Source organism: Pseudoalteromonas sp. MEBiC 03485 (genome assembly GCF_004195145.1).
GTDB lineage: Bacteria > Pseudomonadota > Gammaproteobacteria > Enterobacterales > Alteromonadaceae > Pseudoalteromonas > Pseudoalteromonas apostichopi.
Map to the genome: position 1 here is coordinate 2,757,858 of NZ_SGBT01000001.1, position 24,270 is coordinate 2,782,127.

Genomic DNA, 24,270 nt, shown 5'->3' on the forward strand with positions numbered 1-24,270 from the left:
ATTATAATATTAGGCAACTTATATCATTGGAGTGAAGATGAGCCATTTAGCGATTTCAGAGCTATTAAAAGGCAAGGTTGCGGTAGACAGCCAAGTAACAGTAAAAGGCTGGATCCGTACACGCCGCGATTCAAAAGCAGGAATTTCATTTTTAGCCGTTCATGACGGTTCGTGTTTTGATCCTATTCAAGCGGTAGTACCTAATTCACTCAATAATTATGATGAAGTCACACGTTTAACTGCTGGTTGTTCAGTCTCTGTAACCGGTATCCTTGTTCCTTCAGCAGGCCAAGGTCAGTCTTTCGAGATTCAGGCTAACTCTGTTGAAGTATTAGGTTGGGTTGAGAACCCAGATACTTACCCTATGTCAGCTAAACGTCATAGCATTGAGTATTTACGTGAACATGCGCACCTTCGCCCTCGTACTAACATTATGGGCGCAGTAACTCGTGTACGTAACTGTTTAGCACAAGCGATTCACCGTTTTTATCACGAACAAGGTTTCTACTGGATCAGCACGCCTATTATCACTGCAAGTGACTGTGAAGGTGCAGGTGAAATGTTCCGTGTATCTACTTTAGATATGCAAAACTTGCCACGCACAGATAAAGGTGACATCGATTACAGCGAAGATTTCTTCGGTAAAGAAGCGTTCTTAACTGTGTCTGGTCAGTTAAATGGTGAGACATACGCATCTGCAATGTCAAAAATCTATACCTTTGGCCCTACTTTCCGTGCTGAGAACTCAAACACATCGCGTCACTTAGCAGAGTTTTGGATGGTCGAACCTGAAGTTGCGTTCGCAGATTTAGAAGATATTGCAAAACTTGCTGAAGACATGCTGAAATATGTTTTCAATGCAGTATTAACTGAACGTCGTGATGACATGGAATTCTTTGCACAACGTGTAGAGAAAACAGCTATCTCTCGTTTAGAAGAGTTCGTTACAAAAGATTTCGCTCAAGTCGATTACACTGATGCTATCGAAATCTTAAAAGCATGCGGCAAGAAGTTCGAGTTCGCTGTTGAATGGGGTGTAGATTTACAATCTGAGCACGAGCGTTACCTTGCTGAAGAACACTTTAACGCACCAGTAGTTATCAAAAATTACCCGCGTGATATAAAAGCGTTCTACATGCGTCAAAACGAAGACGGCAAAACAGTGGCAGCGATGGATGTCGTTGCGCCGGGTATCGGTGAAATCATCGGCGGCTCTCAACGCGAGGAGCGCCTAGATGTACTAGACAAACGTTTAGAAGAAATGGGCTTAGATAAAGAAGACTACAGCTGGTACCGTGATCTGCGTAAATACGGTACTGTTCCACACTCTGGTTTTGGTTTAGGTTTTGAGCGCTTAGTTGCTTATGTAACAGGTATGGGCAACGTTCGTGACGTTATCGCCTTCCCTCGTACAAAAGGCAGCGCGACTTACTAATAAGTAACGCTAGATTATTTAAAAGCCGCTTTCGAGCGGCTTTTTTGTGTGTAAATCATTAAATATTTTAAAAAATTACAGTCTAAAGAATTAGCAAAGCCAGACATATTGCCTATATTGATAAGAAGCTAACTATTAAGGAGTTTGTGTCTACTATGCTATTTCGCTCTATGAAAGCCCTTTTGCTATCTACAACCCTTATCTCTGCACATAGTGCGTATGCAATTGAAGAAAATATTAATTCGAAACCAATTTTTATTGCAGGCTCAACCACAGTGACAGAATTATTAGTCGATATAAAAGATGACTTAAGCCAAGAGTTTGGCAATAGCATACAAATTAGACCGATGGGCAGTGATAAAGGCATTAAAGCCATTGCCGAAAATGTTATCGATATCGGCACCAGCTCCCGTTATTTATCAAAAGAAGAGCAACAACGCTGGCCTTTTTTGCGGCAAATAATCATAGCCCAAGATGCAATCGCATTTTTTGTAAATAAAAACTTAAACATCACTGAACTTACCACTAAAAAGCTAAGCGATATCTACCAAGGTAAACTAAAGGCGTGGTCTGAGGTTTCACCTTATACACCTGAGCTTAGTGCAAAAAATGATGAGATCCTGCTTTTTAGTAAAGGCACTAACCATGGCAGCTTTGATGTATTTTTAGAATATCTAAATTTAGATTATATCCAAGAACCTGGCAGTAACTTTATACGCCTAAAAATAGCGGGTAACAGAGGTTTATTTTCAGATAAGAAAGTTGAGCTTTACGATCAGTTCAATCAAGCACTGGGGATAGTGCAACGTATACCAAATGCCATTGCCTATGATTCATATGGTGCTATCAGTAAATTAGAAAATGACAGACGCATTAATAAGGTTGCTTTACTACAGATTGATGGTGTCAGTCCTTCAGTCGAATCAATTCAAAATGGCGATTATGCCTTTGTTAGGCCTCTTGTGCTTATTGTTAATACACAATCACCACGCTCAAAAAAGATTGGTAATAGGCTCGATGTAATTGTTAAATCACACAAGATACAACAGAGGATGCTTGAATTTGGTTACCTTCCGGTAAAACAGTAATCTGAAGATATAATACCAACCCGCAATAATACTTAATCATTTTGAGGGATTAAACCTGTCGCTAACTGCGTTAAAAATTTCTCATTTAGAACAACTAAATAACGAAATTTTTGCCTTGTTATCAACAAGGTTTTATTGCCTCAAAATAGACTACTTAATTAAGCGGATTTGTATAAAACGAAAAAAAGCTGCGCACCGAAAAGGTGAACAGCTTTTAACAACCAGAATCGTTATGGGTTACAGAGCGCTTTCTAGCTCTGGTAACACATCAAATAAATCCGCAACTAAACCGTAGTCAGCGACTTGGAAAATTGGTGCGTCAGGGTCTTTATTGATGGCAACAATCACTTTAGAGTCTTTCATACCCGCTAGGTGTTGAATTGCACCACTGATACCCACAGCAATATATAGATCTGGGGCAACAATTTTACCTGTTTGACCCACTTGCATATCATTTGGTACAAAGCCCGCATCTACAGCGGCGCGTGAAGCACCAATGGCTGCGCCTAGTTTATCGGCAATACCATTTAACAACGCAAAGTTTTCACCATTTTGCATACCGCGACCACCTGAAATAACCACAGGTGCAGCAGTCAGCTCTGGACGCTCTGATTCAGTTTGTTCTTCTGATACAAACTCGCTTAGACCAACTGAACCTTTACCTGTAACACTAGTTGCAGCTACAGGTGCTTGCTCTGGTGCAACATCAAAGCTACTTGCACGAACGGTAATAACCTTTTTGCTATCAAGTGATTTTACTGTCGCAATTGCATTACCAGCATAGATAGGACGCTTGAAGGTATCAGCATCAATCACATCAATGATTTCAGAGATTTGAGCGACATCAAGAAGTGCTGCAACACGCGGCATAAAGTTCTTACCCGTTGTTGTTGCGCTTGCGACAATGTGTGAATAGTTATCTGCTAAAGATAAAACCAGATCCGCGACATTTTCAGCTAGTTGGTGTGCATAAGCTGCATCATCTGCAATTAAAACGTTGCTTACACCTGCAATTGACGCTGCTTGCTCACTCATTGCAGATAAGTTTTCACCTGCAAGTAATAAATCTACATCAAAGCCTAGTTTAACAGCAGCTGTAACCGTTTTATTGGTTTCAGGCTTTAGAACACCTTTGTCGTGTTCGGCTATCACTAATGTTTTCATTTAGATCACCTTCGCTTCTGTTTTTAACTTTTCTACTAATGTCGCTACATCTTCTACAACAATACCGCCGCTGCGCTTTTCTGGCTCGTTAACTTCAACCAATTGCACGCGAGGAGTAAGGTCTACACCGAGACTATCAGCGGCAATAACATCAAGCGGTTTACGCTTAGCCTTCATAATGTTTGGTAATGAAGCATAGCGTGGCTCATTTAAACGTAAGTCTGTGGTAACAATAGCTGGGAGTTTCAGCGCAACAGTTTGTAAACCGCCGTCTACTTCACGTGTTACATTAACCGTACCTGCTTGTACGTCCACTTTAGACGCAAAGGTACCTTGGCCACGACCAGTTAATGCAGCAAGCATTTGCCCAGTTTGATTGTTGTCAGAGTCAATCGATTGCTTACCTAAAATAACTAGCTCAGGTGATTCTTGCTCTACAATCTTGCTAAGTAATTTAGCAACATGCAAAGACTCAAGCTTTTCTTCTGTTTCAATATGAATGGCTTTATCAGCACCAAGTGCTAACGCTGTCCGTAATTGCTCTTGAGATGATTTATTACCAATAGTCACAGCAACAACCTCAGTGGCAGTTCCTGCTTCTTTTAAACGAATAGCTTCTTCAATTGCAATTTCACAAAACGGGTTCATCGCCATTTTCACATTAGCTAAATCAACATCCGTTTTATCGGCTTTAACGCGTGCTTTGACGTTGTAGTCAATTACTCTTTTAATTGGAACGAGGACTTTCATCGTGACTCCATCAATTGTGTGTTCTCAAAGTTAACCTTCGCGTCAACTTATTTATTTTATGAATTCAGACTACTTCCTGTTGACGTAAACGTCAACCTAAAATAACCTTAAAGTATTCACAGCCTGTAACGTTTCATTTGCAAGTATGAAATAAGGTTCTTTACAGCAGGTCCGTCACCGAGAAGAGGTTAATATGGTCGAACGCGAAACCATGGAATTTGATGTAGTCATCGTAGGCGCAGGCCCAGCAGGTTTATCAACTGCAATTAGATTGGCTCAACAAGCACAAGAAAAACAACAAGAATTAATGATCTGTGTGGTAGAAAAAGGCTCTGAGGTGGGCGCACACATTTTATCGGGTGCCGTTTTTGAGACTAAAGCACTCGATGAATTACTACCTGATTGGCAGTCATTAGGCGCTCCCGTTACTACTAAAGTAACTCAAGATGACATTTACTGGTTCAATAACAGTGAGAAAGCCACTAGCATCCCCCACTTTGCTAGTCCTAAAACTTTTCATAACGACGGTAATTACATAGTTTCTATGGGTAATGTGTGTCGCTTTTTAGCCGAGCAAGCTGAAAATTTAGGTGTAGAAATTTTCCCAGGGTTTAGCGCGCACTCTCTAATCATTGAAGAAGATACAGTTAAAGGCATTATTACCGGCGATATGGGTCTTGATAAAGACGGCAACGAAAAAGATGGTTATATGCCAGGTATGGAGCTTAGAGCTAAATACACCGTATTTGCTGAAGGCTGCCGCGGTCATTTAGGTAAAGAGCTAATCAAACACTTTGCCCTTGATAAAGATGCGTCACCACAGCATTACGGTTTAGGCTTCAAAGAAATTTGGCAAATCGATCCAAGTAAACACAAAGAAGGCACCGTAGTACATGGTACAGGTTGGCCGTTAACAGGTGATACCAGCGGTGGTGCGTTTATGTACCACAGCGACAACAACCAAGTTGTTGTTGGTTTAATTGTTGATCTGAACTATTCGAACCCGCATTTGAGTCCGTTTGATGAATTCCAACGTATGAAACATCACCCTATTTTTAAAGATGTTTTAGAAGGGGGCGAACGTATAGCTTATGGTGCTAGGGCTATTGCAAAAGGTGGGCTGCGCTCATTACCAAAAATGCACTTTCCGGGTGGTTTACTCGTGGGCTGTGATGCTGGCACATTAAATTTTGCCAAAATTAAAGGTAATCATACGGCAATGAAGTCTGGCATGGTCGCAGCTGATGTCATTTTAGCAGCCCTAGGTGATGGTAAAGAAAATGCTGATTTAGCTGAATATAAAACAGCCTTTGAACAAAGCTGGGCTTATAAAGAGCTATATCAATCGCGGAACTTTGGCCCTGTTATGCATAAACTAGGTAAGTTCTTAGGCGGTGCTTACAATACGCTTGATCAAAACCTATTCGGTGGCAGCTTACCGTTTAATTTTGAAGATAACATGCCAGACCATGCCACCTTAGTCACTGCTGATCAGGCTGAAAAAATCGACTACCCGAAAGCAGATGGCAAACTTAGCTTCGATAAACTTTCATCTGTGTTTTTATCAAATACCAATCATGAAGAATCGCAGCCATGTCATTTAAAGCTAAAAGATAACTCGATTCCCATCAAAGTGAATTTGGTACAATTTGATGAGCCTGCACAACGCTACTGCCCTGCTGGTGTTTACGAAGTTCAGGAAGTCGAAGGTGAGAAAGAGTTTGTTATCAATTCGCAAAACTGTGTTCACTGTAAAACCTGTGACATAAAAGACCCTAGTCAAAACATTACTTGGGTAACCCCTGAGGGAGCTGGTGGACCAAACTACCCTAACATGTAGTAACGCACGTTACTCATTTAATTAAAATTTATCCTAAATTGCAGGGGCTTCGGCCCCTTTTTTAGGCTATGCTGAAAATGTCGTGATTTATTATAAAAGTGAGTAAAGTATGCCGTCTTCAAGTGTAACCTTTCGTTTTTTAGCTGAACCTACCGATGTAAATTTTGGCGGTAAGGTTCATGGTGGTGTGGTAATGAAGTGGATTGACCAAGCTGGTTATGCCTGTGCTGCTGGTTGGAGTGGACATTACTGCGTTACAGTCTCTGTCGCAGGCGTGAAGTTTCAGCGCCCTATTTTGGTTGGCCAAATAGTCGAAGTGAAAGCAAGTATCGCCCACACTGGTAAAACCAGCATGCAAATCTTTATTCAAGTACGCTGTGGCGATCCAAAAACACAAAACCTGGTTGAAACCAATCATTGCGTTATTAGTTTTATTGCCATGGATGAAGCGGGTTACCCAATTGAAGTGCCTTCATATACAGCAGTAACAGATGAAGAGAAGAAAATCGAAAACTATGCGATTAAAATGAAAGAGATCGCGATTGAAACAGAAACCCTTTTGCAAAAAGCGTAAAAATACAAAACAACGCGAATTTAAAATCTGCACTTAGTAACTTCTACAGAGCACCCTGAAATTGTTACGACTGCCAAACTGAATGCCTGATTACAGTTTCAACAACCTGTTCAAAAAAACGCTTAATAAAGCCTAAAAACAATACTTTAGGCTTTATTTTTGCGTTGGCATTGTCATTGCAACACTCCTTGTGAATGACGCGAAACATTCGTTTATTTATTTTATAAAGGAGCTATTAAATGATTAAAGCAATTTCAATTTCTGCACTTTCTTTAGCACTACTGGGTTTTAACAATGCAGCACATGCAGATATTACCGAAATGGATTCTCCGCGTATTTATACCGGTATCGGCTATGGCCAATATTCTTTCGAGTTTGAAGATAGTGAAAATGACACTGACTTCGATGACGACTCGCAAATGCTAAAAGGTTATATTGGTACTCAGTTTAATAAGTATCTTAGCCTTGAACTTGCATACCAAAATTTTGATGAAGTAAGTGATATCGATTCTAAAGCTGAAATTGACGGTGTTTCTCTTGCGGCACGCTTAGCAGCACCAATTACTGATAACTTTTCTGTTTATGCTAAAGGTGGTTGGCTAGAGTGGGACGCTGAAATTGAGCAAGATCTAGGCGAGCTTGGCAGCATTAGTGCTGACACAGATGGCGGCGATGTATTTTATGGTGCAGGTATTGAGTATGCTTTTACAACAAACGTGCAAGTACGTTTAGAATATGAGCGCTATAAGTTAGAAGATGACATTGACCCAGATATGGATGTAGCGTCTGTATCATTCCAATACATGTTTTAATTTAGACTATACAGTCTAAATATTTAAAAGGCAGTCTCGACTGCCTTTTTTTGTGTTTGCATGTAAAATGTCGTTAGATTTTCTTAACGACATTGCACAATGAGCGAATACCAATTAACCGCCGTCGGCCACATTCAATCTCCATACAAACAAAAGTTTGCTATACCTCGCCAACCTCGCTTGGTTCCTGAAGCTAAAGCAAAGCTAGTATTTAGTAGTGATTTTAATCGTGAAGAGTTTGTACGTAGTCTCGATGAATTCAGCCATATTTGGTTATTATTCAGATTTCATGAAACCGCTGATAAAGGCTACTCAGCAATGGTTAGACCCCCTCGCCTTGGCGGTAACGAACGAAAAGGCGTATTTGCAACACGTGCCACCTTCCGCCCAAATGCAATTGGTATGAGTGCTGTAAAACTTGAAGGTATCGAGTATAAAAATGGTCAGTTAAGCTTATTACTATCAGGTATTGATTTACTCGATGGCACACCAATTTTGGACATTAAGCCTTACCTGCCGTATTCAGATGCAATGACCGACGCCACCGCTGGTTTTGCCGATACCCGACCAGAAACAGATATGAGTGTCGAGTTTAGTGATGAAGCTCTTGCGTTTATCGAAAAACAAACCGAACAACCTGAATTAAAAGCCTTTATAAGCAATGTATTAAAGCAAGATCCTCGCCCTGCATACAAAAAGCAACGTGACTCAGAGCAAAGCTACGGTATGACCTTATATGATTTTAATATTAGGTGGCATGTTCAGGATAATCATAATACAGTGACCAGCATTGAAAAATGCTAGTTTTTTAACACTTTTTTTAACACATAGCGCTTTAGTGTCAGTGCTTCCACTGGTAAACTTAGCAGCTTGTTATTACTCAAACGTCTTGAGTAAACGATAATAATTTTAACACTACTTGGAATAGAGATGCGTACCAGTCAATATATACTCGCAACACTTAAAGAAACTCCGTCTGATGCAGAAATTGTTTCTCATCAATTAATGCTACGAGCAGGCATGATCCGCCGCGTTGCGTCGGGTTTGTATACATGGTTGCCCTCTGGACTACGCGTACTTAAAAAAGTAGAAAACATTGTACGTGAAGAAATGGATAAAGCCGGCGCTATCGAAATGTTAATGCCTATTATCCAACCTGCTGATCTTTGGGAAGAGTCTGGCCGTTGGGAACAGTTTGGACCTGAATTGCTACGCATTACTGATCGCCACAATCGTCCATTTGCGCTAGGTCCAACTCATGAAGAAGTGATCACGGATTTTGTTCGTAAAGAAGTCAGCTCTTATAAGCAATTACCGCTTACTCTTTACCAAGTACAAACAAAAGTACGTGACGAAGTTCGCCCTCGTTTTGGTGTAATGCGTGCTCGTGAATTTACAATGAAAGATGCTTACTCTTTCCACTTAAGTGATGAGTGTTTAGAGAAAACCTACCAAGTAATGCACAAAGCATACTGTAACATTTTTGAGCGTCTTGGTCTTGATTATCGCCCTGTTATTGCAGATACAGGTTCTATTGGTGGTAGCGTATCACACGAGTTCCATGTCCTTGCAGAGTCAGGCGAAGATGCAATCGCATTTAGTGATGCAAGTGATTACGCTGCAAATATCGAAAAAGCAGAAGCATTAGCACCGACTGAAGAGCGCCCAGCTGCAAGTAAAGAGTTAAAAGCGTTCCCAACGCCTGATGCAAAATCAATTGCTGAGCTTAAAGAGCACTATGGTGTTAAACCTCATCGAGGCGTTAAAACATTAATCGTGTATGGCGCACCAGATGAAAACGAACAACGTGGTTTAGTTGCCCTTGTATTACGTGGCGACCATGAATTAAACGAGTTAAAAGCTGAGAAACATCCGCTTGTAGACTCACCGCTTGAAATGGCAAAAGAAGAAGACATCGTTGCAGCGATTGGTGCAAAACCTGGCTCTTTAGGCCCTGTCGGTCTATCAATGCCAATTATTGTTGATCGCACAGCTAACGTAATGGCTGACTTTGTAGCAGGTGCTAATAAAGATGGTGAACATTTCAGTGGTATCAATTGGGATCGCGATGTAGAAAACTACGAAGTGGCTGATATCCGTAATATCGTTGAAGGCGACCCAAGCCCATGTGGTCAAGGTTCACTGCAAATCAAACGTGGTATTGAAGTAGGTCATATTTTCCAACTTGGTACTAAGTACTCAGAAGCAATGAAAGCAGGCGTTTTGAGTGAAACAGGTAAAAACCAAGTAATGACAATGGGTTGTTACGGTATTGGTGTATCACGTATCGTGGCTGCCGCTATTGAGCAAAACAACGACCAATACGGTATTAAATGGCCGCAACCTATCGCGCCATTTGATTTAGCTATCGTACCTATGAATATGCATAAGTCTCATCGTATTCCTGATATTGCAGATAACCTTTACAAAGGTTTGAAAGATGCCGGTTTAGATGTGTTATTTGATGACCGTAAAGAGCGCCCTGGTGTAATGTTCAACGACATGGAGTTACTAGGTGTGCCTTTCACATTAGTTATTGGTGAGCGTAACCTTGATGAAAACAAGGTTGAGCTTAAAAACCGCCATACTGGTGAAAAGCTAATGCTTGATTTAGATAGTGCCGCTTCCGAAATTGCAGCACTTGTTAAAGGCTAATTAAGTCAGCTATACAAAATATAAAAAACCGCTTCGGCGGTTTTTTTGTTTTATTTTACCAATTCGCTTAATTAAGTATTATTGCGGATTGGGATTAATTGTCATAGATGTTTCGCTAAAGCGTCTTTTATCTGTCATTGATTCTACCTAGCATTTACTTTATTACACCATGAGTAAATGCCATGAATAACACCACTTGTAGTAGTAAAACCCACTATCCTGCCGTTTGGATTTCCGACGTTCACTTAGGTTATAAAGACTGCCAAGCGCAGTATTTACTAGACTTTTTAAATGCGATTGAATGCGATGTGTTGTATTTGGTCGGTGATATTGTCGATTTATGGTCAATGAAACGACAGTTTTTTTGGCATCCTAGTCATTATGATGTGTTAGCGCTTATTCAACAAAAAGCGAAAGATGGCACACGAGTGATCTACATACCGGGTAACCACGACGAAACCTTTCGCCATTATGCTAATGATTCATTATTCGGTATAGAAGTACATAAACAATATATTCATACAACTAAAGCCAACAAACGGTTTTTACTTTTACATGGCGACGATTTTGACTCAGCAACTCGCTACAACAAATTAATCAGCATTGCAGGCGATGCAGGATACGACTTTTTACTATTTTTAAATCGCTGGACTAATCGCATTCGCCGTCTATTTGGCGGTAATTATTGGTCATTAGCCTCTTGGATCAAAGCACGAGTGCATAAAGCACGTGAAGCAATTGATGCATTTGAAAAAGCGGCCATCCACGAAGCAAAAAAACAAGTCGTCGATGGCATCATTTGCGGGCACATTCATCACCCAGCCGTTAAAGTGGTTGATGGAATTTTGTATTGCAATGATGGCGACTGGATTGAAAACTGCACTGCATTAGTAGAAAACAGCTCTGGGCGTATTGAATTACTGCACTGGAGTGAAACACAAAAAGTGATTCACTCTGCTGATATTAGTAAACTAACACCAAAAGCTGCGTTTAATAAAAACCAAGATGCAGCTTAAGACTTCAGCCACATTGATAGCTTTTTGCGCAATGTGGCTTGTTTAATTGGCTTGGTGATATAGTCGTTCATGCCAACACTCAGGCATTTTTCTCTATCACCCGCCATGGCACTTGCTGTCATAGCAATGATCACGACATCTTGGTATTTATCACCTGTTTTGCCCTGTCTGATAGCTTTAGTACAGTCATAACCATTTAAGTTTGGCATTTGGCAATCCATTAAGATCAGATCAAATTGAGTTTCGCTGTTATTCAATACCTCAATTGCTTCAAGACCATCGCTGGCTGATTCAATATGAACATGGCTATCTCTTAAAATGGCTTTGCTCACTTCTATATTAATCATGTTATCGTCGACGATAAGCACTGAACGAGATGTTAAATCAAGCTCAATAATTTCTCTAGTATCTGTATTTTTACGCTCAATAACAGAATCATTGTCATTAAATAAAACCGCGAGTTTATAGGCTAATTCATCAGGAGTGACAGGTTTTGCAATAACAGTACAATTGCTCGGTAATGTTTCTTTTTGTTTAAGTGATGTCATAACACCTAAAATTAATACACAGGTGTCGGGATAGCGATTTGCAAAACTCAACACATTGTTTAGTTCTGGATGTTTATGATCAATGATAAGTAAATCTAACTCATTAAAATCAGTTTCAGAAACATCAGTTAAATGCGTTATTTTATGACTCTGGCCTAGTGTCGCTAGTTGCAGCTCAACATTGTTAGCCAGTAATTCATAATGAATTGCACAGCCTACTTGTTTATCATTCAGTACATTGCTTTGATGCGGCACTTTTGACGACTCACTTATCGATACACAAATACTTGCCCAAAAGCGGCTGCCCTTTCCTTTTTCACTTTCAACGATAATATCACCACCCATCAACTGAGCGAGTTTTCGGCTTATTGAAAGCCCTAAACCACTGCCACCATAATGCCGTGTTGTACTTGAGTCCTCTTGGGTAAACACTTCAAACAATTTACTTTGGTTTGCTTTCGAAATACCAATACCTGTATCTTCAACAACGAAGCTTAGGCAAAGCGTATTGTCTGAATGCAGCTGTTCTTTAACCGTTAAGCTTACATGACCTTTATGTGTAAACTTAAATGCGTTACTGAGTAAATTATTGAGAATTTGTTTTAAGCGGTGGCTATCACCCATTACAGTACGCTTAGTAATAGCATGAGCATCGAACAGTATTTCAATGCCTTTTTTCTGACCTTGAACGGCCATCGATGTTATTAAATCACTGCACACTGAAACAACATCAAACTCATGACTATCTAAATCAAGTTTACCAGCTTCAATTTTAGAAAAATCGAGAATGTCATTGATCAGTGTCATCAATGAGTTGGCACTGGTATTTGCATAATGTAAGTATTGCATTTGCTGAGTAGATAAAGGCTCTTCTTCGAGCATTTCCAGCATACCAAGTACCCCATTCATCGGGGTGCGGATTTCATGTGAGATATTAGCTACAAATTCACTTTTAGCTTTACTTGCTGCAAGAGCTTCTTCGGTGGCTTTTTCAAGCTCTGCTGTGCGACTTTTCACTTTTTCTTCTAATGTAGTATTAAGCTTTTCAAGTTGATGTTGAGCACACTTAAGTGAATCAATATTACGAAGTATGGCCGCTATTTGATATTGTTGTTTTGCTGCATCATAGACAGGTGTCATTGTGATCGAAAAATAATGCGTGTTTTGTTCATTAATGTGCACAGCTTCAAACGTAGATCGTTGCCCTTTTTTTATCGCTTCGCCAACCCCTTGAAAATCTTCTTCATTATAATCAAACAATGTATCAAAGTGGGTTGAATGCTCGGTGATACCAAAATACGTTTTTGCTGTTTCATTGGCATTGCAAATAACTCCATTTGGCTGAACCATAATGATAGCATCTGTCGAGTTTTCTATGATTTTACTATTCTTTTCTTTTAGAAAACTCAGCTCAATTTTTCTATTAATATCGCGTTGATAGATAGTAAATAGTATTAATACAGAAATAATCATTAAACATAAAGTGCTTATAAACCTCATACGTTTTTGATTGATTTCTTGCAAGAGTATCTCGGTTTTTATAGAAACAGCCAGAGTCAATGGCTGCATGTGAATGTCATTTTCAAACTCAATAGTTTTCTGAGCATATAATTTTTCAGGAAGATTCATTACATCAAAAAAATCATTGGCATTCATTTGTTGATCGATACTAAATTCTTCAGACCAATAATGAGAGTCGTCCAACTCAAAACTAAAGCGATACGACTCCTTTGGGTGATAAATAAATTGCTGCTGAGCATTTAAAAGATACACAGATAGCTTTTTAGAAGTATTACTTGTTAACTTATTGATAAGGTCTTCGGCATTATAGTTTAGGATCAAAACAGCAAACGGCTTACCTTCAGTGTCTTTTACAAGTTTAGCAATCCTATATGTGCTAACGTAAGGCTGTTGTAATCGTCCATTTTCACGGTTGTAGTTAATTGGTGATATATAAACTTGACCATCTTCTAGCTCTGCAGCAACTCGCATATAATCACGATGGCCTTTATGCTGTAAGTTCTCTTCACTAATTCTAATAACCTGATCGTTGACATTATCAACACGAACAACTTCTTTGCCATTGTCTGCAATATAAATATATCGCGCCTGCGCTAATTCTTTATCTGTAGTCATAAAACCACTAAAGATTTTTGCGAGGCGGTATTTCCAAGCAGAAATAGGCGTGCCTAAAACCGGATCTACCTGTTTATCATTAGTGGAACGCATTATAGCGAGTACTGGTGGGGTGGAATCTAAGAAATTAAGGGCTGAAACATTCTCTCTTAGACTTGTTTTAAACACACTTTGTTTTCTATCTAGTTCTCGCTGCATCTGTTCAAGTGCGCGGCTAAATACCTCTTCTCGAAGATCATATTCATATTTTACTGTAACAATACTGCCCAATATCAAGAGTATACAAATTGCTAGTATTGGTAGTTTATTACGTTGGAAGAAATGCGCTGAATGTCCAGAATCCATTGAATCGAAAGCCTTCATTGCTACTCTGCTTTAGAGTATAGGAGAGAATGATAACTAAAGTGGAGTATACAGAAAAAATTTTAGTTAATAAGGATTAGTAAGGAGTTAGCCTGTTCTATATACAAATAAAGCACCAAATTGGTGCTTTATTATTAGGTAAAATCAATAAATTCTTATCTAAATAAGACATCTTCTTTATTAAACCATTTAACACAAAATGCTAATAGTGCCCCTGCCACAATGACTGTTGCTAGGAAAATTAAACCCACTAGTGTGTAATCGACTGTGCCTTTAATGATTTCTTTGATTGCCAAAGCTACATTTGTTACAGGAATAAAGGCTGTTTTGCTCGTAAGCTCAACATTCGGCATCAACGCAATCATAATTGGAAAAATTACACCTATGCTTAGCGGAGCCATATAGTTTTGTGCTTCTTTAAAAGTTCGCGCATAAATTGAAATAGCCAATGCTAATGATGAGAAGATTGCAGCAATAGGCAATAACAACACAAAAATCAGCCCTAAATCTAATACAGTTAAAGAGCTAAATGCGTTTTTAACAACCGCTAAATCTACAAAAGCAATGGCCACCGATATCCACACACCCATACTAAGAACTGTAATAGTGGTTGTCGCAATTGAAGAAGCCAGCAAGGTTACAAACTTACCTAACACTAGCTGTGTGCGCGTGATTGGTGTAAGTAGAAGGGTTTCGAGTGTACCGCGCTCTTTTTCACCAGCCCCTAAATCAATAGCAGGGTACGTTGCGCCCATCAATACGAGAGGAATAAGTAGATAAGGAATAAACCCGCCAATTTTTTCACCCAGATTTTCACGTTTATCTGCAGTATCGACCTTAACAACTTTAATTGGCTCGATAATCGCGGCTTGTTGCTGCTCTGATACGCCAAAGCTTAACAGTTTAGTAGTACGCAGTTTATCACCATACTCTTTTGCAAGTTCTTTAACGCGGTCAAATAAGAAGTTAATCGCCTTAGCGTCGTTATACACAACTTGCCACTCACTTTGTTTAGCGTTATCGAGTGTTTGCTCAGCGTCTGAAGGTAAATAGATACCCATATCGATGGTACCCGCTTTAACCGCTTTAGTGAGATCTTCTACCGTATTAAAGGTTTCGTCGCCTTTATATAATGCAAAGCTCTTATGATAAAACACCTTATCTGTAAATTCTTGCGCGTAATTACCATTAATAATGGCGTAAGTATGCACTTCTTGCTCAGCTTCGAGTGCTGCTTGTGAACTAATAAATGCCATCACAGCAAATAAAAGAGGGAAAATAGCAACTGGCAGTGCGACAACGAATATCAATGTTTTACGGTCACGTAACAGCTCTTTTAATTCCTTTTTAAATACTTCAAACATCACGACTCTCCGTTAAAATATTCATAAACGCTTGATTTAATTCCTCACTTTGACCAGTTTGTTTAAACTGTTCTAATGTGCCATCAAAGCAACTAATACCTTGATTTATAACTGCAACGCGATCACAAAGTAATGCAACTTCATCTAGATGGTGAGTTGAAAAAATGACTGGAGTACCTTGCTCTTTAAGGCCACGAATAAAGCTAATTACAGTTTGCGTGGTCATAATGTCTAAACCTGTCGTTGGTTCATCGAGAATTACCACGTCAGGATGATGAACAACAGCGCGAGCAATATTGGCTTTTTGCTTCATACCTGTGGAAAGGTTTTCGGCACGCTTATCAATGAAGTTGTGCATATCAAGTAAGCTGAATAGTTCATCACAACGTGCCGCTACCGCCTTTTTACTCATGCCATGTAAACGGGCAAAATATTCTACGTTTTCTTTAACCGTTAAACGCCCATATAAGCCAGTGCTACCAGATAGAAAACCAATTGATTTGCGGCCAACTAATGGCTTTTTAACAATATCGTGACCAGAGATGGTGATACTGCCTTCATCTGGTTTTAATGCTGTTGAAATCATTCTAAGGGTCGTTGTTTTACCTGCACCATTTGGGCCGAGTAAGCCGAGCACTTCACCTTTATTACATTTAAAGCTGACGTCTCTTACAGAATGGAAAAACTCTTTATCTTCGCGGGGGTCTACATTGTCCGTTTTATTTTTTTTATGATCTTTTGTTAGCTTAAATTTCTTTTTAAGCCCTGCAACTTCAATCATGTGCGTTTCCTTCGTTTAGGTCTAAAGTAATCAGTGTTACTGTAAAATTCTGGATTTTCATTTTCAGTCCACCACCCTGGTACACCTAACAAGGGTAATGGAGATAAATTCTTATTATCACGTAAACAATCATCTACTTTAATCATCTCATAAAGACGTTGATCTAGATACGCATATTGCTCGCTTAAATCTTTACAAAATATGTCATTGGGTACAATTACAAATAATGCTTTCCCTGTTAAACCTATATAAGGCTGAGTGAGCATCTCGTAGTTAGCATGGCCGAACATGAACGGGCGAATATTTTTACCCCACTGCTCACGTTGTGTAACAAATGCTTGATGCCATTGATGATCGCGTAATTGTTGTTGCCAACTTTGTTCGGTAATTGCCAGTACTACACCACATTCGTCGAATAAGGTGAGAGCATTACGGTGTTTACTGCGCTCTTTTAGACCATGCAGTTTAATTTCTTCGATATGTTGATGATTTATCAGTGCTTTTGTTTTTGGAAATAAACACCAAATAAATCCACCAAAAAGGTCGTGCCAATTTTGTTGTCTTGTTGGTACTTGCCCTGTTTCATAAATAATTTGCTCATAATAACGAGTTTCGTCGGCAAATTTTTCATCCTCGACAAAGCTTATTACTGTGCCTTGTGTTGTTTTGGCATTTAAATATTGATTAAACCAGTCACAAGACGGCCAATTCGATAATTTGTCAATATTAAACAGCGTTGCTAGGTCACTAAAAGCACCGGTTGTAAGGTATTGTGTTGACCATTGCTCTGGTGCGCTAAATCGTTTCATTGCTTATTTTTTAACTTCTTGATGTATTGTGGGTAGTTTACCGTAAAAACTGGTTCTCATTAATAGAACCTCATATACTAATGCCACCATAAAACAAAAAAAGAGCTATTATGAAACGCTATTTTCCAATGACAGTACTTGCAAGTACCATTCTTGCAGGCTGTGCTTCAACAAGTATCACATCAGGTGATGTAGAAAAAGCCTATCAAAGCATCAACTCAGAGCAACTAGCAGAGCACATTAAAGTGTTAGCTTCTGATGAATTCGGCGGCCGTGCACCATCATCGAAAGGTGAAGAGCTAACGCTTGCCTATTTAACTGACCAATTTAAAGCATTGGGTTTTGAGCCTGGTAACGGTGATAGCTTCTTACAAGAAGTACCGCTTGTTTCACTTGAAGCAGACTCAAACATGGTACTTACCATTGGCGGCAAAGATTATCAGTATAAAAAAGATATGGTAATGGGTAGTAGCCGTATTAGTGCTAAACAAAGCATTAAAGATTCTGAATTAGTATTCGTTGGTTATGGTGTAAATGCGCCAGAGTACAACTGGAACGACTACGAAGGCATAGACGTAAAAGGCAAAACAGTTGTAATGCTAGTTAATGATCCAGGTTATGCGACTAAAAACCCAGATTTATTTACTGGCGATGCCATGACTTATTATGGTCGCTGGACATACAAATATGAAGAAGCAAGTCGTCAAGGTGCAGCTGGTGCAATTATTATCCACGAAACAGCACCAGCTTCTTACCCATGGTCAGTTGTTGAAAACTCTTGGAGCGGTGAGCAATTTGGTTTCCAAAAAGAAAATAACAACATGGATCGTGTTGCTGTTGAAGGCTGGGTAACAACTGATGTTGCCAAAGAGCTATTCACAAAAGCAGGTTTAGATTTCGATACTATGAAAGCAAATGCTGCAAAAGGTGCTTACCATATTGATATGGGCGACCTAACAGCTAGCGTTGAAGTAAATAACACGATTAAAAAGTCAATTTCATATAACTTCATTGCAACGTTACCTGGCAGCGAAAAGCCAGACGAGCACATCATTTACTCAGCTCATTGGGATCACCTTGGTACAGATAAAACACGTAAAGGTGACCAAATTTATAATGGTGCCCACGATAACGCGACAGGTACTGCAGGCTTAATTGAAGTTGCAGAAGCATTTGCTAGCCTTCCTGAGCACCCTAGCCGCTCAATGACTTTCTTAGCAGTAACCGCTGAAGAACAAGGTCTACTTGGATCAAAATATTACGCTGCAAACCCAGTGATCCCAGCTTCTCAAACTGTTGCAAACATCAACATGGATAGCTTAAATCTATTAGGTAAAGTGAAAGATATCAGTGTTGTTGGTATCGGCAAATCAGAAATGGATAGCTTGTTAGAAACAGCTGCTAAAGCACAAGGCCGAACTGTATCTGGCGATCCTAAACCGTCTTCGGGTGGTTACTATCGTTCTGATCACTTTGCATTTGCAAACATGGGTGTACCAGCAATGTATGCTGGCGGCGGCAGTGAAGCCCTTGATGAAGAAACTGCAAATTACCGTAAGCGTATGAGCTTAGTTCTTCGCGGTTGTTACCATCAGCCTTGCGATCGTTACCGTGATGAATGGGATTTATCAGGTGCCGTTCAGGATCTTCAGTTATTCTATCAAGTAGGTTTTGATATTTCAGAGCGTAAAGAATGGCCGACCTGGAATGCGAGCTCTGAGTTTCAACGCAAATAGATGTAAATGAGATTGATTTTCATTTAAATCGGTAATACAGTGTAACCTGATTAATTTTTAGGTTGCACTGTATGCTCTCATTAACACAAACGAGGTATTCCACCCATAAAGCGAGGTGTTATATTACGGACAATAAACGCTTATTTTTACCCCTATTATTGCTAATTTCTTTGGCAATACCAGCAAGCCGTGAGTTTACCCTCCAAGCGTTAAGTGATGCTTTTTTTCAAGTATCTGTGTTTGTTGCAGCCACTTTATTAATCTATTACTACTTGATTGATCGGCTACCTCAATTACAGCTCAGCTATTTACGAGCTAAATCAGGCATCCTAGAAATCGGTTTTGCGTCAATCTTAGGTGCTTTACCTGGCTGTGGAGGTGCCATTATTGTAGTTACCCAATTTACCAAAAAACAAGCTAGCTTTGGCTCTGTGGTCGCAGTATTAACAGCAACCATGGGTGATGCTGCATTTTTGTTATTAGCAACCCGCCCTCTTGATGGGTTATTAATGATGGTAATCGGTGTTAGTGTAGGCGTAATTAGCGGACAGGTGGTTAATACATTTCATAAATCAGATAAGTTTCAACCTACGCAAGCCAGTGACTTCAGCGAACAACCTCAATGCCAACCAAAAGCTTTAATATTTAGCCGCCCGGTTTGGAAATTTGCCTTAATGCCAAGCTTGATTGTTGCTATTGTTATTGCCACCAATACCGACCTTAGCGTATTTGGTAATGTTATTAATCATGGCATTACCCTATTTGGTTCAATCATGGCGCTATTTACTGTAGTTGTATGGGCTCTTTCATCTAAAGGCAGCAGTTATAAACAATTGACCAGCGAAGAAGCTCCATGCAATCCACCTTCAAAGCTCACGAAAGTGTTAATGGACACGCACTTTGTTACAGCATGGGTTGTCGCCAGTTTCATGCTATTTGAAGTTTTAGTTAATTTGCTAGGTGTTGATTTAAAAGCATGGTTTTCTGAATATGCTTATCTTGCTCCCTTGGTAGCTGTAGCAATAGGTTTGTTACCAGGCTGTGGGCCGCAAATTGTCGTAATGACACTTTATATTCAAGGCATTATCCCATTTAGTGCGATGGCAGCAAATGCAATATCAAATGATGGCGATGCTCTCTTCCCAGCCATCGCATTAGCACCAAAAGCAGCTTTAATGGCGACAGTCTATTCAACAATACCTGCGCTGTTACTCGGTTATGGATTGTACTATTACGGTCTTTAAAATATAAATTAAATACTATAAAAAAAACCAGCCGAGGCTGGTTTTTTATTTATTAATAATGTTAGCTCATAGCCATCATCATTTTTGCAGGATCTTCTAAATAAGACTTCCACAAGTTATTGAAGCGGGCAATTGTTCCGCCATCAATCACTCGATGATCGCCAGACCAGCTTACTTGCATAATGGCTGCTGAAACCACATTACCCTGTTCGTCAAAACGAGGTAAATGTTGTAACTTACCTAATGCAACAATGGCCACTTCTGGTTTATTGATGATCGGGGTTGCAATTGTGCCGCCAATAGCACCAATGTTAGAGATACTAATTGTACCGCCTTTTAAATCATCTGGTGATACACGTCCATCCCGTGCTGCTTCAGTTAAGCGCGTAACTTCATTTGCAACATCAACAATACTCTTTGACTGACATGCTTTAACATTTGGTACTAATAAGCCAATCTTAGAATCAACCGCCATACCAATGTTATGGTCGTCAAAATAAGTCAGCTCACTACAATCATCATTCACTTGTGAGTTAAGTACTGGGAACTGCTTCATTGCAAGCGATAGAGCTTTGATAAAGAATGGCATCATAGTTAACTTAACGCCCTGTTGCTTATACTGCTCTTTAAGTTCGCTTCGCATAGCAATCAATTTTGTCAGGTCAATTTCATCACAAAAAGTAAAATGCGGAATTGTCGATACTGACGCAACCATTTGCTTAGCCATTGCCGCTTTAATGCCTTTAATAGGCTCAACATGACTACCACCAGCTGTGGATGCTGCAGTTTTTACAGGCTCTGCCGCTTTAGGAGCAGCTTGTTGTGTTACTGCTTGGCTTGGTGATTCGTTCAAGAAATCTTCGATGTCTTGCTTGTAAATTCGGCCATTTTTACCAGAGCCTGGTACTTGCGTTAAATCTACATCAAGTTCACGTGCTTTACGACGAACAGCTGGTGAAGCAACTGCTTTCTTATTAAGTTGTTTAGTCTCATTTGATGCAGACACAGGCTTTTGTGCTGGTTTAGTCGCTGCATTTGTTTGCGCTTTAACTACCGCAGAGCTTACATCAGGCTCTGAGTTTTGGCCTACAATGCTCATTTGGAATAATGGACTGTGAACAGCGGCAATATCGCCTTTCTTATAATAAAGCTTTTCAACTTTACCTGTATATTTAGCCGGAATTTGAACCAATGCTTTGTCTGTCATTACATCACACACAGCTTGGTCTTCAACGATTTCATCACCTTCGCTGACTAACCACTCAACGATTTCACACTCAACAATACCTTCACCGATGTCAGGTAAAATGAAATCTTCTAAATGTTCACCAGATTCAGGTATTGCGGCTGCTTCAACTGGAGCTTGAGCTTCTTCGTTTTGCGTAGCTGCTTCACCATCAACATCCATCGCAAATAATGGTGCATGTACTTTAGCAATATCACCTTTTGCATAATAAAGCTTACTGATCACACCATCATGGACAGCTGGAATTTGCACAAGCGCTTTGTCGGTCATGACGTCACAAATTGGCTGATCTTCTTTTACAGAATCGCCCTCTGCAACTAACCATTCAACAATTTCACATTCTACGATGCCTTCGCCGATATCTGGCAAGATAAAATCTTTAGACATACTGACTCCTAAAACTCTACAGATTGCTTAATCGCAGCAAGCACTTTAAGTGCATCTGGCACATATTCTTTTTCAAGTGCTAATGGGTATGGCGTATCTAAACCACACACTCGAGCAATTGGCGATTCAAGGTGTAAGAAACACTCTTGTTGAATTGTTGCAACGATTTCTGCACCAAAACCATTTGTGATTGGCGCTTCGTGGCTAACCACTAAACGACCGGTTTTGGTTACTGATTTAGCGATTGTCTCAACATCCCACGGTAAAATAGTTCGTAAGTCGATGACTTCACAACTAATTCCTTGCTCTGCTGCTTTTTTAGCGGCATCTTCAACGATTTCCATTTGTGCACCCCAAGCAAGCAAAGTAACATCAGTACCCTCTTGAATGACTTCTGCTTTACCAAGCTCGATGCTGTAATCCTCTTCTGGTACCTCACCTGTTGATGCACGGTATAAACGTTTTGGCTCAAAGAAAATAACTGGGTTATCATCTTTAATTGATGCACGAAGCAAACCTTTTGCTTGATAAGGGTTACGTGGCACAACAAGTTTCAAACCCGGTGTATGAGCAAAATAAGCTTCTGGTGATTGTGAATGATATAAACCACCCGCAATACCACCGCCATAAGGAGTACGAATTGTTAGGTTGCCTACATTAAATTCATTACCACTACGGTAACGGAATTTAGCAGATTCATTTACGATTTGGTCAAATGCAGGAAAAATATAATCTGCAAATTGAATTTCAGCTAAAGCAGGCGCACCAAAAGCAGCCAGACCATTAGCAAAACCTAAAATACCTTGCTCAGTTAATGGTGTATTAAACACACGGTGCTTACCATATTTTTCTTGTAAGCCTGATGTTGCACGGAATACACCACCAAAATAGCCAACGTCTTCACCAAAAATACATGCATTTGGATGCTCTGCCATGGTGATATCAAGGGCAGAGTTAATTGCATGAAGCATGTTCATTTTAGCCATTACTTTAATCTCCCTGCAGTTGTTGGATAAGCATCAGGATGCTGCAAAATGTGCTCTTTTAATTCTTCGTATTGTTTTTGCAGTGATGGAATTGGCTTATCATAAACATCAGAAATAAGATCTTCTAATGCTGGTTTTGCAACTTTTTCAGCGCGTTTAAGAGCCGCTAAGATTTCTTCACGGATTGTTTCTTTATCTTTTGCGTCTTGCGCTTCGTCTAACCAACCTTGTTTTAATAACCACTTACGGAAACGCTCAATTGGACAGCCTTTATGTTTTGCTTCTTCGTCTTTTGTACGGTAGCCGCTAGGATCGTCACTGGTTGAGTGAGCACCTAAACGATAGGCAATCGATTCAATTAAAACTGGTTCACCTTTGGTAGTAGCAATTTCACGGGCTTTTTTCGTTGCAGCATAAACTGCAAGCGCATCAGCACCGTCAACACGAATTGTTTTAATGCCATAGCCAACACCGCGTGATGCAATACCATCACCTTTAAATTGTTCATCTGCGGGTGTTGATATCGCATAGCCATTATTACGCGCAAAAAAGATAACCGGTGCTTCATGAACTGCAGCCATATTTAAACCAGCATGAAAATCACCTTCAGATGCCGCACCTTCGCCAAAATAACAAATGGTGATGTTATCAATCGTACTGTTCAACTCACCTGTTTGGGCATCAATGTGACGAACTTTTTGACCATACGCATAACCTGTTGCTTGCGGAATTTGCGTACCAAGCGGAGATGAAATGGTCATATAGTTGAGTTCGCGTGAGCCGTAGTGAATTGGCATTTGGCGACCTTTACCCAAATCTTTTTCGTTTGAAAACATTTGGTTCATGAATTGGTCTAGGCTAAAACCACGATAGCGTAAAGCGGCTTGTTCACGGTACTGGGCCATGATCATGTCATTTTGGTCAAGCGCTGCAGACGATGCCGTTACAGCAGCTTCTTCACCTAAACATTGCATGTAAAAGCTAACTCGACCTTGACGCTGTGCTGCTTGCATACGCTCATCAAGCGCTCTAATAAAACGCATTGTCTCGTATAAACGGATTGCTGTTGCTTTGTCGATATCGGGTGCGGTTGCACCTTCGTGGATGTCGCCTTCCTCATTAAGAATGCTTAATGTAGGGATCGTTAATGCGTGACCATCAATAAATGACAGTTCATGATTAATGTTTAGCGATACGTTATTTGGATTACTCATAACCTACCTTCTTTCGTTGTCAGAAACCTACGCCACTGCCCTTATTACTATTTTTATCAGCATGAGCTGTAAGGATAAAGTTTGCGTAATATTCAATCTAATTAAATTAAACTGCCGTCACT

Annotated in this window: 19 protein-coding genes; 10 read left to right on the forward strand and 9 right to left on the reverse strand. The window is 39.9% G+C overall.

All coding sequences use genetic code 11. The annotated features are described in order from the left end of the window. Window positions 1-37: 37 nt before the first annotated feature. Both asnS and EVU92_RS12715 read left to right on the forward strand, forming a co-directional pair. Window positions 38-1,435, forward strand: coding sequence for an asparagine--tRNA ligase (asnS, locus tag EVU92_RS12710; protein WP_130051533.1), 1,398 nt, complete (start codon window positions 38-40; stop codon window positions 1,433-1,435). A gap of 155 nt (window positions 1,436-1,590) precedes the next feature. Next, window positions 1,591-2,523 (forward strand): substrate-binding domain-containing protein, encoded by a 933-nt coding sequence (locus EVU92_RS12715; RefSeq protein ID WP_130051534.1) that lies wholly within the window; start codon window positions 1,591-1,593, stop codon window positions 2,521-2,523. 237 nt (window positions 2,524-2,760) lie between these two features. On the opposite strand, the gene EVU92_RS12720 is transcribed toward EVU92_RS12715, so the two are convergent. Next, entirely contained in the window at window positions 2,761-3,687 is a 927-nt protein-coding gene (locus EVU92_RS12720; protein ID WP_130051535.1) for an FAD-binding protein, read from the reverse strand. Beyond that, the gene (locus EVU92_RS12725; protein WP_130051536.1) at window positions 3,688-4,437 is read right to left on the reverse strand and encodes an electron transfer flavoprotein subunit beta/FixA family protein; all 750 of its coding nucleotides are present in this window, start codon (window positions 4,435-4,437) and stop codon (window positions 3,688-3,690) included. A gap of 193 nt (window positions 4,438-4,630) precedes the next feature. Between EVU92_RS12725 and EVU92_RS12730 the strand changes: the two genes are divergently transcribed. The 6 genes from EVU92_RS12730 to EVU92_RS12755 all read left to right on the forward strand — a co-directional run bounded on the left by EVU92_RS12730 (window position 4,631) and on the right by EVU92_RS12755 (window position 11,334). Further along, a complete protein-coding gene (locus tag EVU92_RS12730; RefSeq protein ID WP_130051537.1) occupies window positions 4,631-6,277 on the forward strand; it encodes an electron transfer flavoprotein-ubiquinone oxidoreductase in 1,647 nt (548 codons plus the stop codon). 109 nt (window positions 6,278-6,386) lie between these two features. After that, window positions 6,387-6,851, forward strand: coding sequence for an acyl-CoA thioesterase (locus tag EVU92_RS12735; protein ID WP_054561436.1), 465 nt, complete (start codon window positions 6,387-6,389; stop codon window positions 6,849-6,851). 239 nt (window positions 6,852-7,090) lie between these two features. Further along, window positions 7,091-7,663 carry an outer membrane beta-barrel protein gene (locus EVU92_RS12740; RefSeq protein ID WP_130051538.1) on the forward strand — a complete coding sequence of 191 codons (573 nt, stop codon included), beginning with the start codon at window positions 7,091-7,093 and terminating at the stop codon, window positions 7,661-7,663. Window positions 7,664-7,762: 99 nt separating this feature from the next. After that, on the forward strand, window positions 7,763-8,467 hold the full coding sequence (gene tsaA / locus EVU92_RS12745; protein ID WP_130051539.1) for a tRNA (N6-threonylcarbamoyladenosine(37)-N6)-methyltransferase TrmO: 705 nt from the start codon (window positions 7,763-7,765) through the stop codon (window positions 8,465-8,467). A 126-nt stretch (window positions 8,468-8,593) separates the two neighbouring features. After that, the gene (locus EVU92_RS12750; protein WP_130051540.1) at window positions 8,594-10,318 is read left to right on the forward strand and encodes a proline--tRNA ligase; all 1,725 of its coding nucleotides are present in this window, start codon (window positions 8,594-8,596) and stop codon (window positions 10,316-10,318) included. Between the two features lie 182 nt (window positions 10,319-10,500). Further along, entirely contained in the window at window positions 10,501-11,334 is an 834-nt protein-coding gene (locus EVU92_RS12755; protein ID WP_130051541.1) for a UDP-2,3-diacylglucosamine diphosphatase, read from the forward strand. On the opposite strand, the gene EVU92_RS12760 is transcribed toward EVU92_RS12755, so the two are convergent. The 4 genes from EVU92_RS12760 to EVU92_RS12775 form a co-directional block, all read right to left on the reverse strand. After that, entirely contained in the window at window positions 11,331-14,381 is a 3,051-nt protein-coding gene (locus EVU92_RS12760) for an ATP-binding protein (protein WP_240701313.1), read from the reverse strand. The two genes, EVU92_RS12755 and EVU92_RS12760, sit on opposite strands and share 4 nt — an antisense overlap. A 155-nt stretch (window positions 14,382-14,536) precedes the next feature. Beyond that, window positions 14,537-15,745, reverse strand: a complete 1,209-nt coding sequence (locus EVU92_RS12765) for an ABC transporter permease (RefSeq protein ID WP_130051542.1) — start codon at window positions 15,743-15,745, stop codon at window positions 14,537-14,539. After that, window positions 15,738-16,526, reverse strand: a complete 789-nt coding sequence (locus EVU92_RS12770) for an ATP-binding cassette domain-containing protein (RefSeq protein WP_130051543.1) — start codon at window positions 16,524-16,526, stop codon at window positions 15,738-15,740. Before EVU92_RS12770 ends, EVU92_RS12765 begins: the two co-directional genes overlap by 8 nt. Next, window positions 16,523-17,335, reverse strand: coding sequence for a DUF3025 domain-containing protein (locus EVU92_RS12775; protein ID WP_130051544.1), 813 nt, complete (start codon window positions 17,333-17,335; stop codon window positions 16,523-16,525). Before EVU92_RS12775 ends, EVU92_RS12770 begins: the two co-directional genes overlap by 4 nt. Window positions 17,336-17,445: 110 nt before the next feature. Here EVU92_RS12775 and EVU92_RS12780 point away from each other — a divergent pair, with 110 nt between their 5' ends. Together EVU92_RS12780 and EVU92_RS12785 are read left to right on the forward strand one after the other, a co-directional pair. Further along, window positions 17,446-19,071, forward strand: coding sequence for a M28 family metallopeptidase (locus EVU92_RS12780; protein WP_130051545.1), 1,626 nt, complete (start codon window positions 17,446-17,448; stop codon window positions 19,069-19,071). Window positions 19,072-19,142: 71 nt separating this feature from the next. Further along, window positions 19,143-20,315 carry a putative manganese transporter gene (locus EVU92_RS12785; RefSeq protein WP_130051546.1) on the forward strand — a complete coding sequence of 391 codons (1,173 nt, stop codon included), beginning with the start codon at window positions 19,143-19,145 and terminating at the stop codon, window positions 20,313-20,315. Between the two features lie 61 nt (window positions 20,316-20,376). Here the strand turns inward: EVU92_RS12785 and EVU92_RS12790 are convergent, their stop codons facing one another. Genes EVU92_RS12790 through EVU92_RS12800 form a run of 3 tightly spaced genes read right to left on the reverse strand, consistent with a single transcriptional unit; the run spans window position 20,377 to window position 24,148 of the window. After that, a complete protein-coding gene (locus tag EVU92_RS12790; protein ID WP_130051547.1) occupies window positions 20,377-21,948 on the reverse strand; it encodes a dihydrolipoyllysine-residue acetyltransferase in 1,572 nt (523 codons plus the stop codon). A gap of 8 nt (window positions 21,949-21,956) precedes the next feature. After that, entirely contained in the window at window positions 21,957-22,934 is a 978-nt protein-coding gene (locus tag EVU92_RS12795; protein ID WP_130051548.1) for an alpha-ketoacid dehydrogenase subunit beta, read from the reverse strand. Next, entirely contained in the window at window positions 22,934-24,148 is a 1,215-nt protein-coding gene (locus tag EVU92_RS12800) for a thiamine pyrophosphate-dependent dehydrogenase E1 component subunit alpha (RefSeq protein ID WP_130051549.1), read from the reverse strand. The genes EVU92_RS12795 and EVU92_RS12800 overlap by 1 nt, the downstream gene beginning before the upstream one ends. Between the last annotated feature and the right edge of the window lie 122 nt (window positions 24,149-24,270).

Bases quoted from the DNA above. Each gene is read 5' to 3' on its own strand.
- asnS (WP_130051533.1), top strand. From the start codon at position 38: ATGAGCCATTTAGCGATTTCAGAGCTATTAAAAGGCAAGGTTGCGGTA.
- EVU92_RS12715 (WP_130051534.1), top strand. From the start codon at position 1,591: ATGCTATTTCGCTCTATGAAAGCCCTTTTGCTATCTACAACCCTTATC.
- EVU92_RS12720 (WP_130051535.1), bottom strand. From the start codon at position 3,687: ATGAAAACATTAGTGATAGCCGAACACGACAAAGGTGTTCTAAAGCCT.
- EVU92_RS12725 (WP_130051536.1), bottom strand. From the start codon at position 4,437: ATGAAAGTCCTCGTTCCAATTAAAAGAGTAATTGACTACAACGTCAAA.
- EVU92_RS12730 (WP_130051537.1), top strand. From the start codon at position 4,631: ATGGTCGAACGCGAAACCATGGAATTTGATGTAGTCATCGTAGGCGCA.
- EVU92_RS12735 (WP_054561436.1), top strand. From the start codon at position 6,387: ATGCCGTCTTCAAGTGTAACCTTTCGTTTTTTAGCTGAACCTACCGAT.
- EVU92_RS12740 (WP_130051538.1), top strand. From the start codon at position 7,091: ATGATTAAAGCAATTTCAATTTCTGCACTTTCTTTAGCACTACTGGGT.
- tsaA (WP_130051539.1), top strand. From the start codon at position 7,763: ATGAGCGAATACCAATTAACCGCCGTCGGCCACATTCAATCTCCATAC.
- EVU92_RS12750 (WP_130051540.1), top strand. From the start codon at position 8,594: ATGCGTACCAGTCAATATATACTCGCAACACTTAAAGAAACTCCGTCT.
- EVU92_RS12755 (WP_130051541.1), top strand. From the start codon at position 10,501: ATGAATAACACCACTTGTAGTAGTAAAACCCACTATCCTGCCGTTTGG.
- EVU92_RS12760 (WP_240701313.1), bottom strand. From the start codon at position 14,381: ATGAAGGCTTTCGATTCAATGGATTCTGGACATTCAGCGCATTTCTTC.
- EVU92_RS12765 (WP_130051542.1), bottom strand. From the start codon at position 15,745: ATGTTTGAAGTATTTAAAAAGGAATTAAAAGAGCTGTTACGTGACCGT.
- EVU92_RS12770 (WP_130051543.1), bottom strand. From the start codon at position 16,526: ATGATTGAAGTTGCAGGGCTTAAAAAGAAATTTAAGCTAACAAAAGAT.
- EVU92_RS12775 (WP_130051544.1), bottom strand. From the start codon at position 17,335: ATGAAACGATTTAGCGCACCAGAGCAATGGTCAACACAATACCTTACA.
- EVU92_RS12780 (WP_130051545.1), top strand. From the start codon at position 17,446: ATGAAACGCTATTTTCCAATGACAGTACTTGCAAGTACCATTCTTGCA.
- EVU92_RS12785 (WP_130051546.1), top strand. From the start codon at position 19,143: ATGCTCTCATTAACACAAACGAGGTATTCCACCCATAAAGCGAGGTGT.
- EVU92_RS12790 (WP_130051547.1), bottom strand. From the start codon at position 21,948: ATGTCTAAAGATTTTATCTTGCCAGATATCGGCGAAGGCATCGTAGAA.
- EVU92_RS12795 (WP_130051548.1), bottom strand. From the start codon at position 22,934: ATGGCTAAAATGAACATGCTTCATGCAATTAACTCTGCCCTTGATATC.
- EVU92_RS12800 (WP_130051549.1), bottom strand. From the start codon at position 24,148: ATGAGTAATCCAAATAACGTATCGCTAAACATTAATCATGAACTGTCA.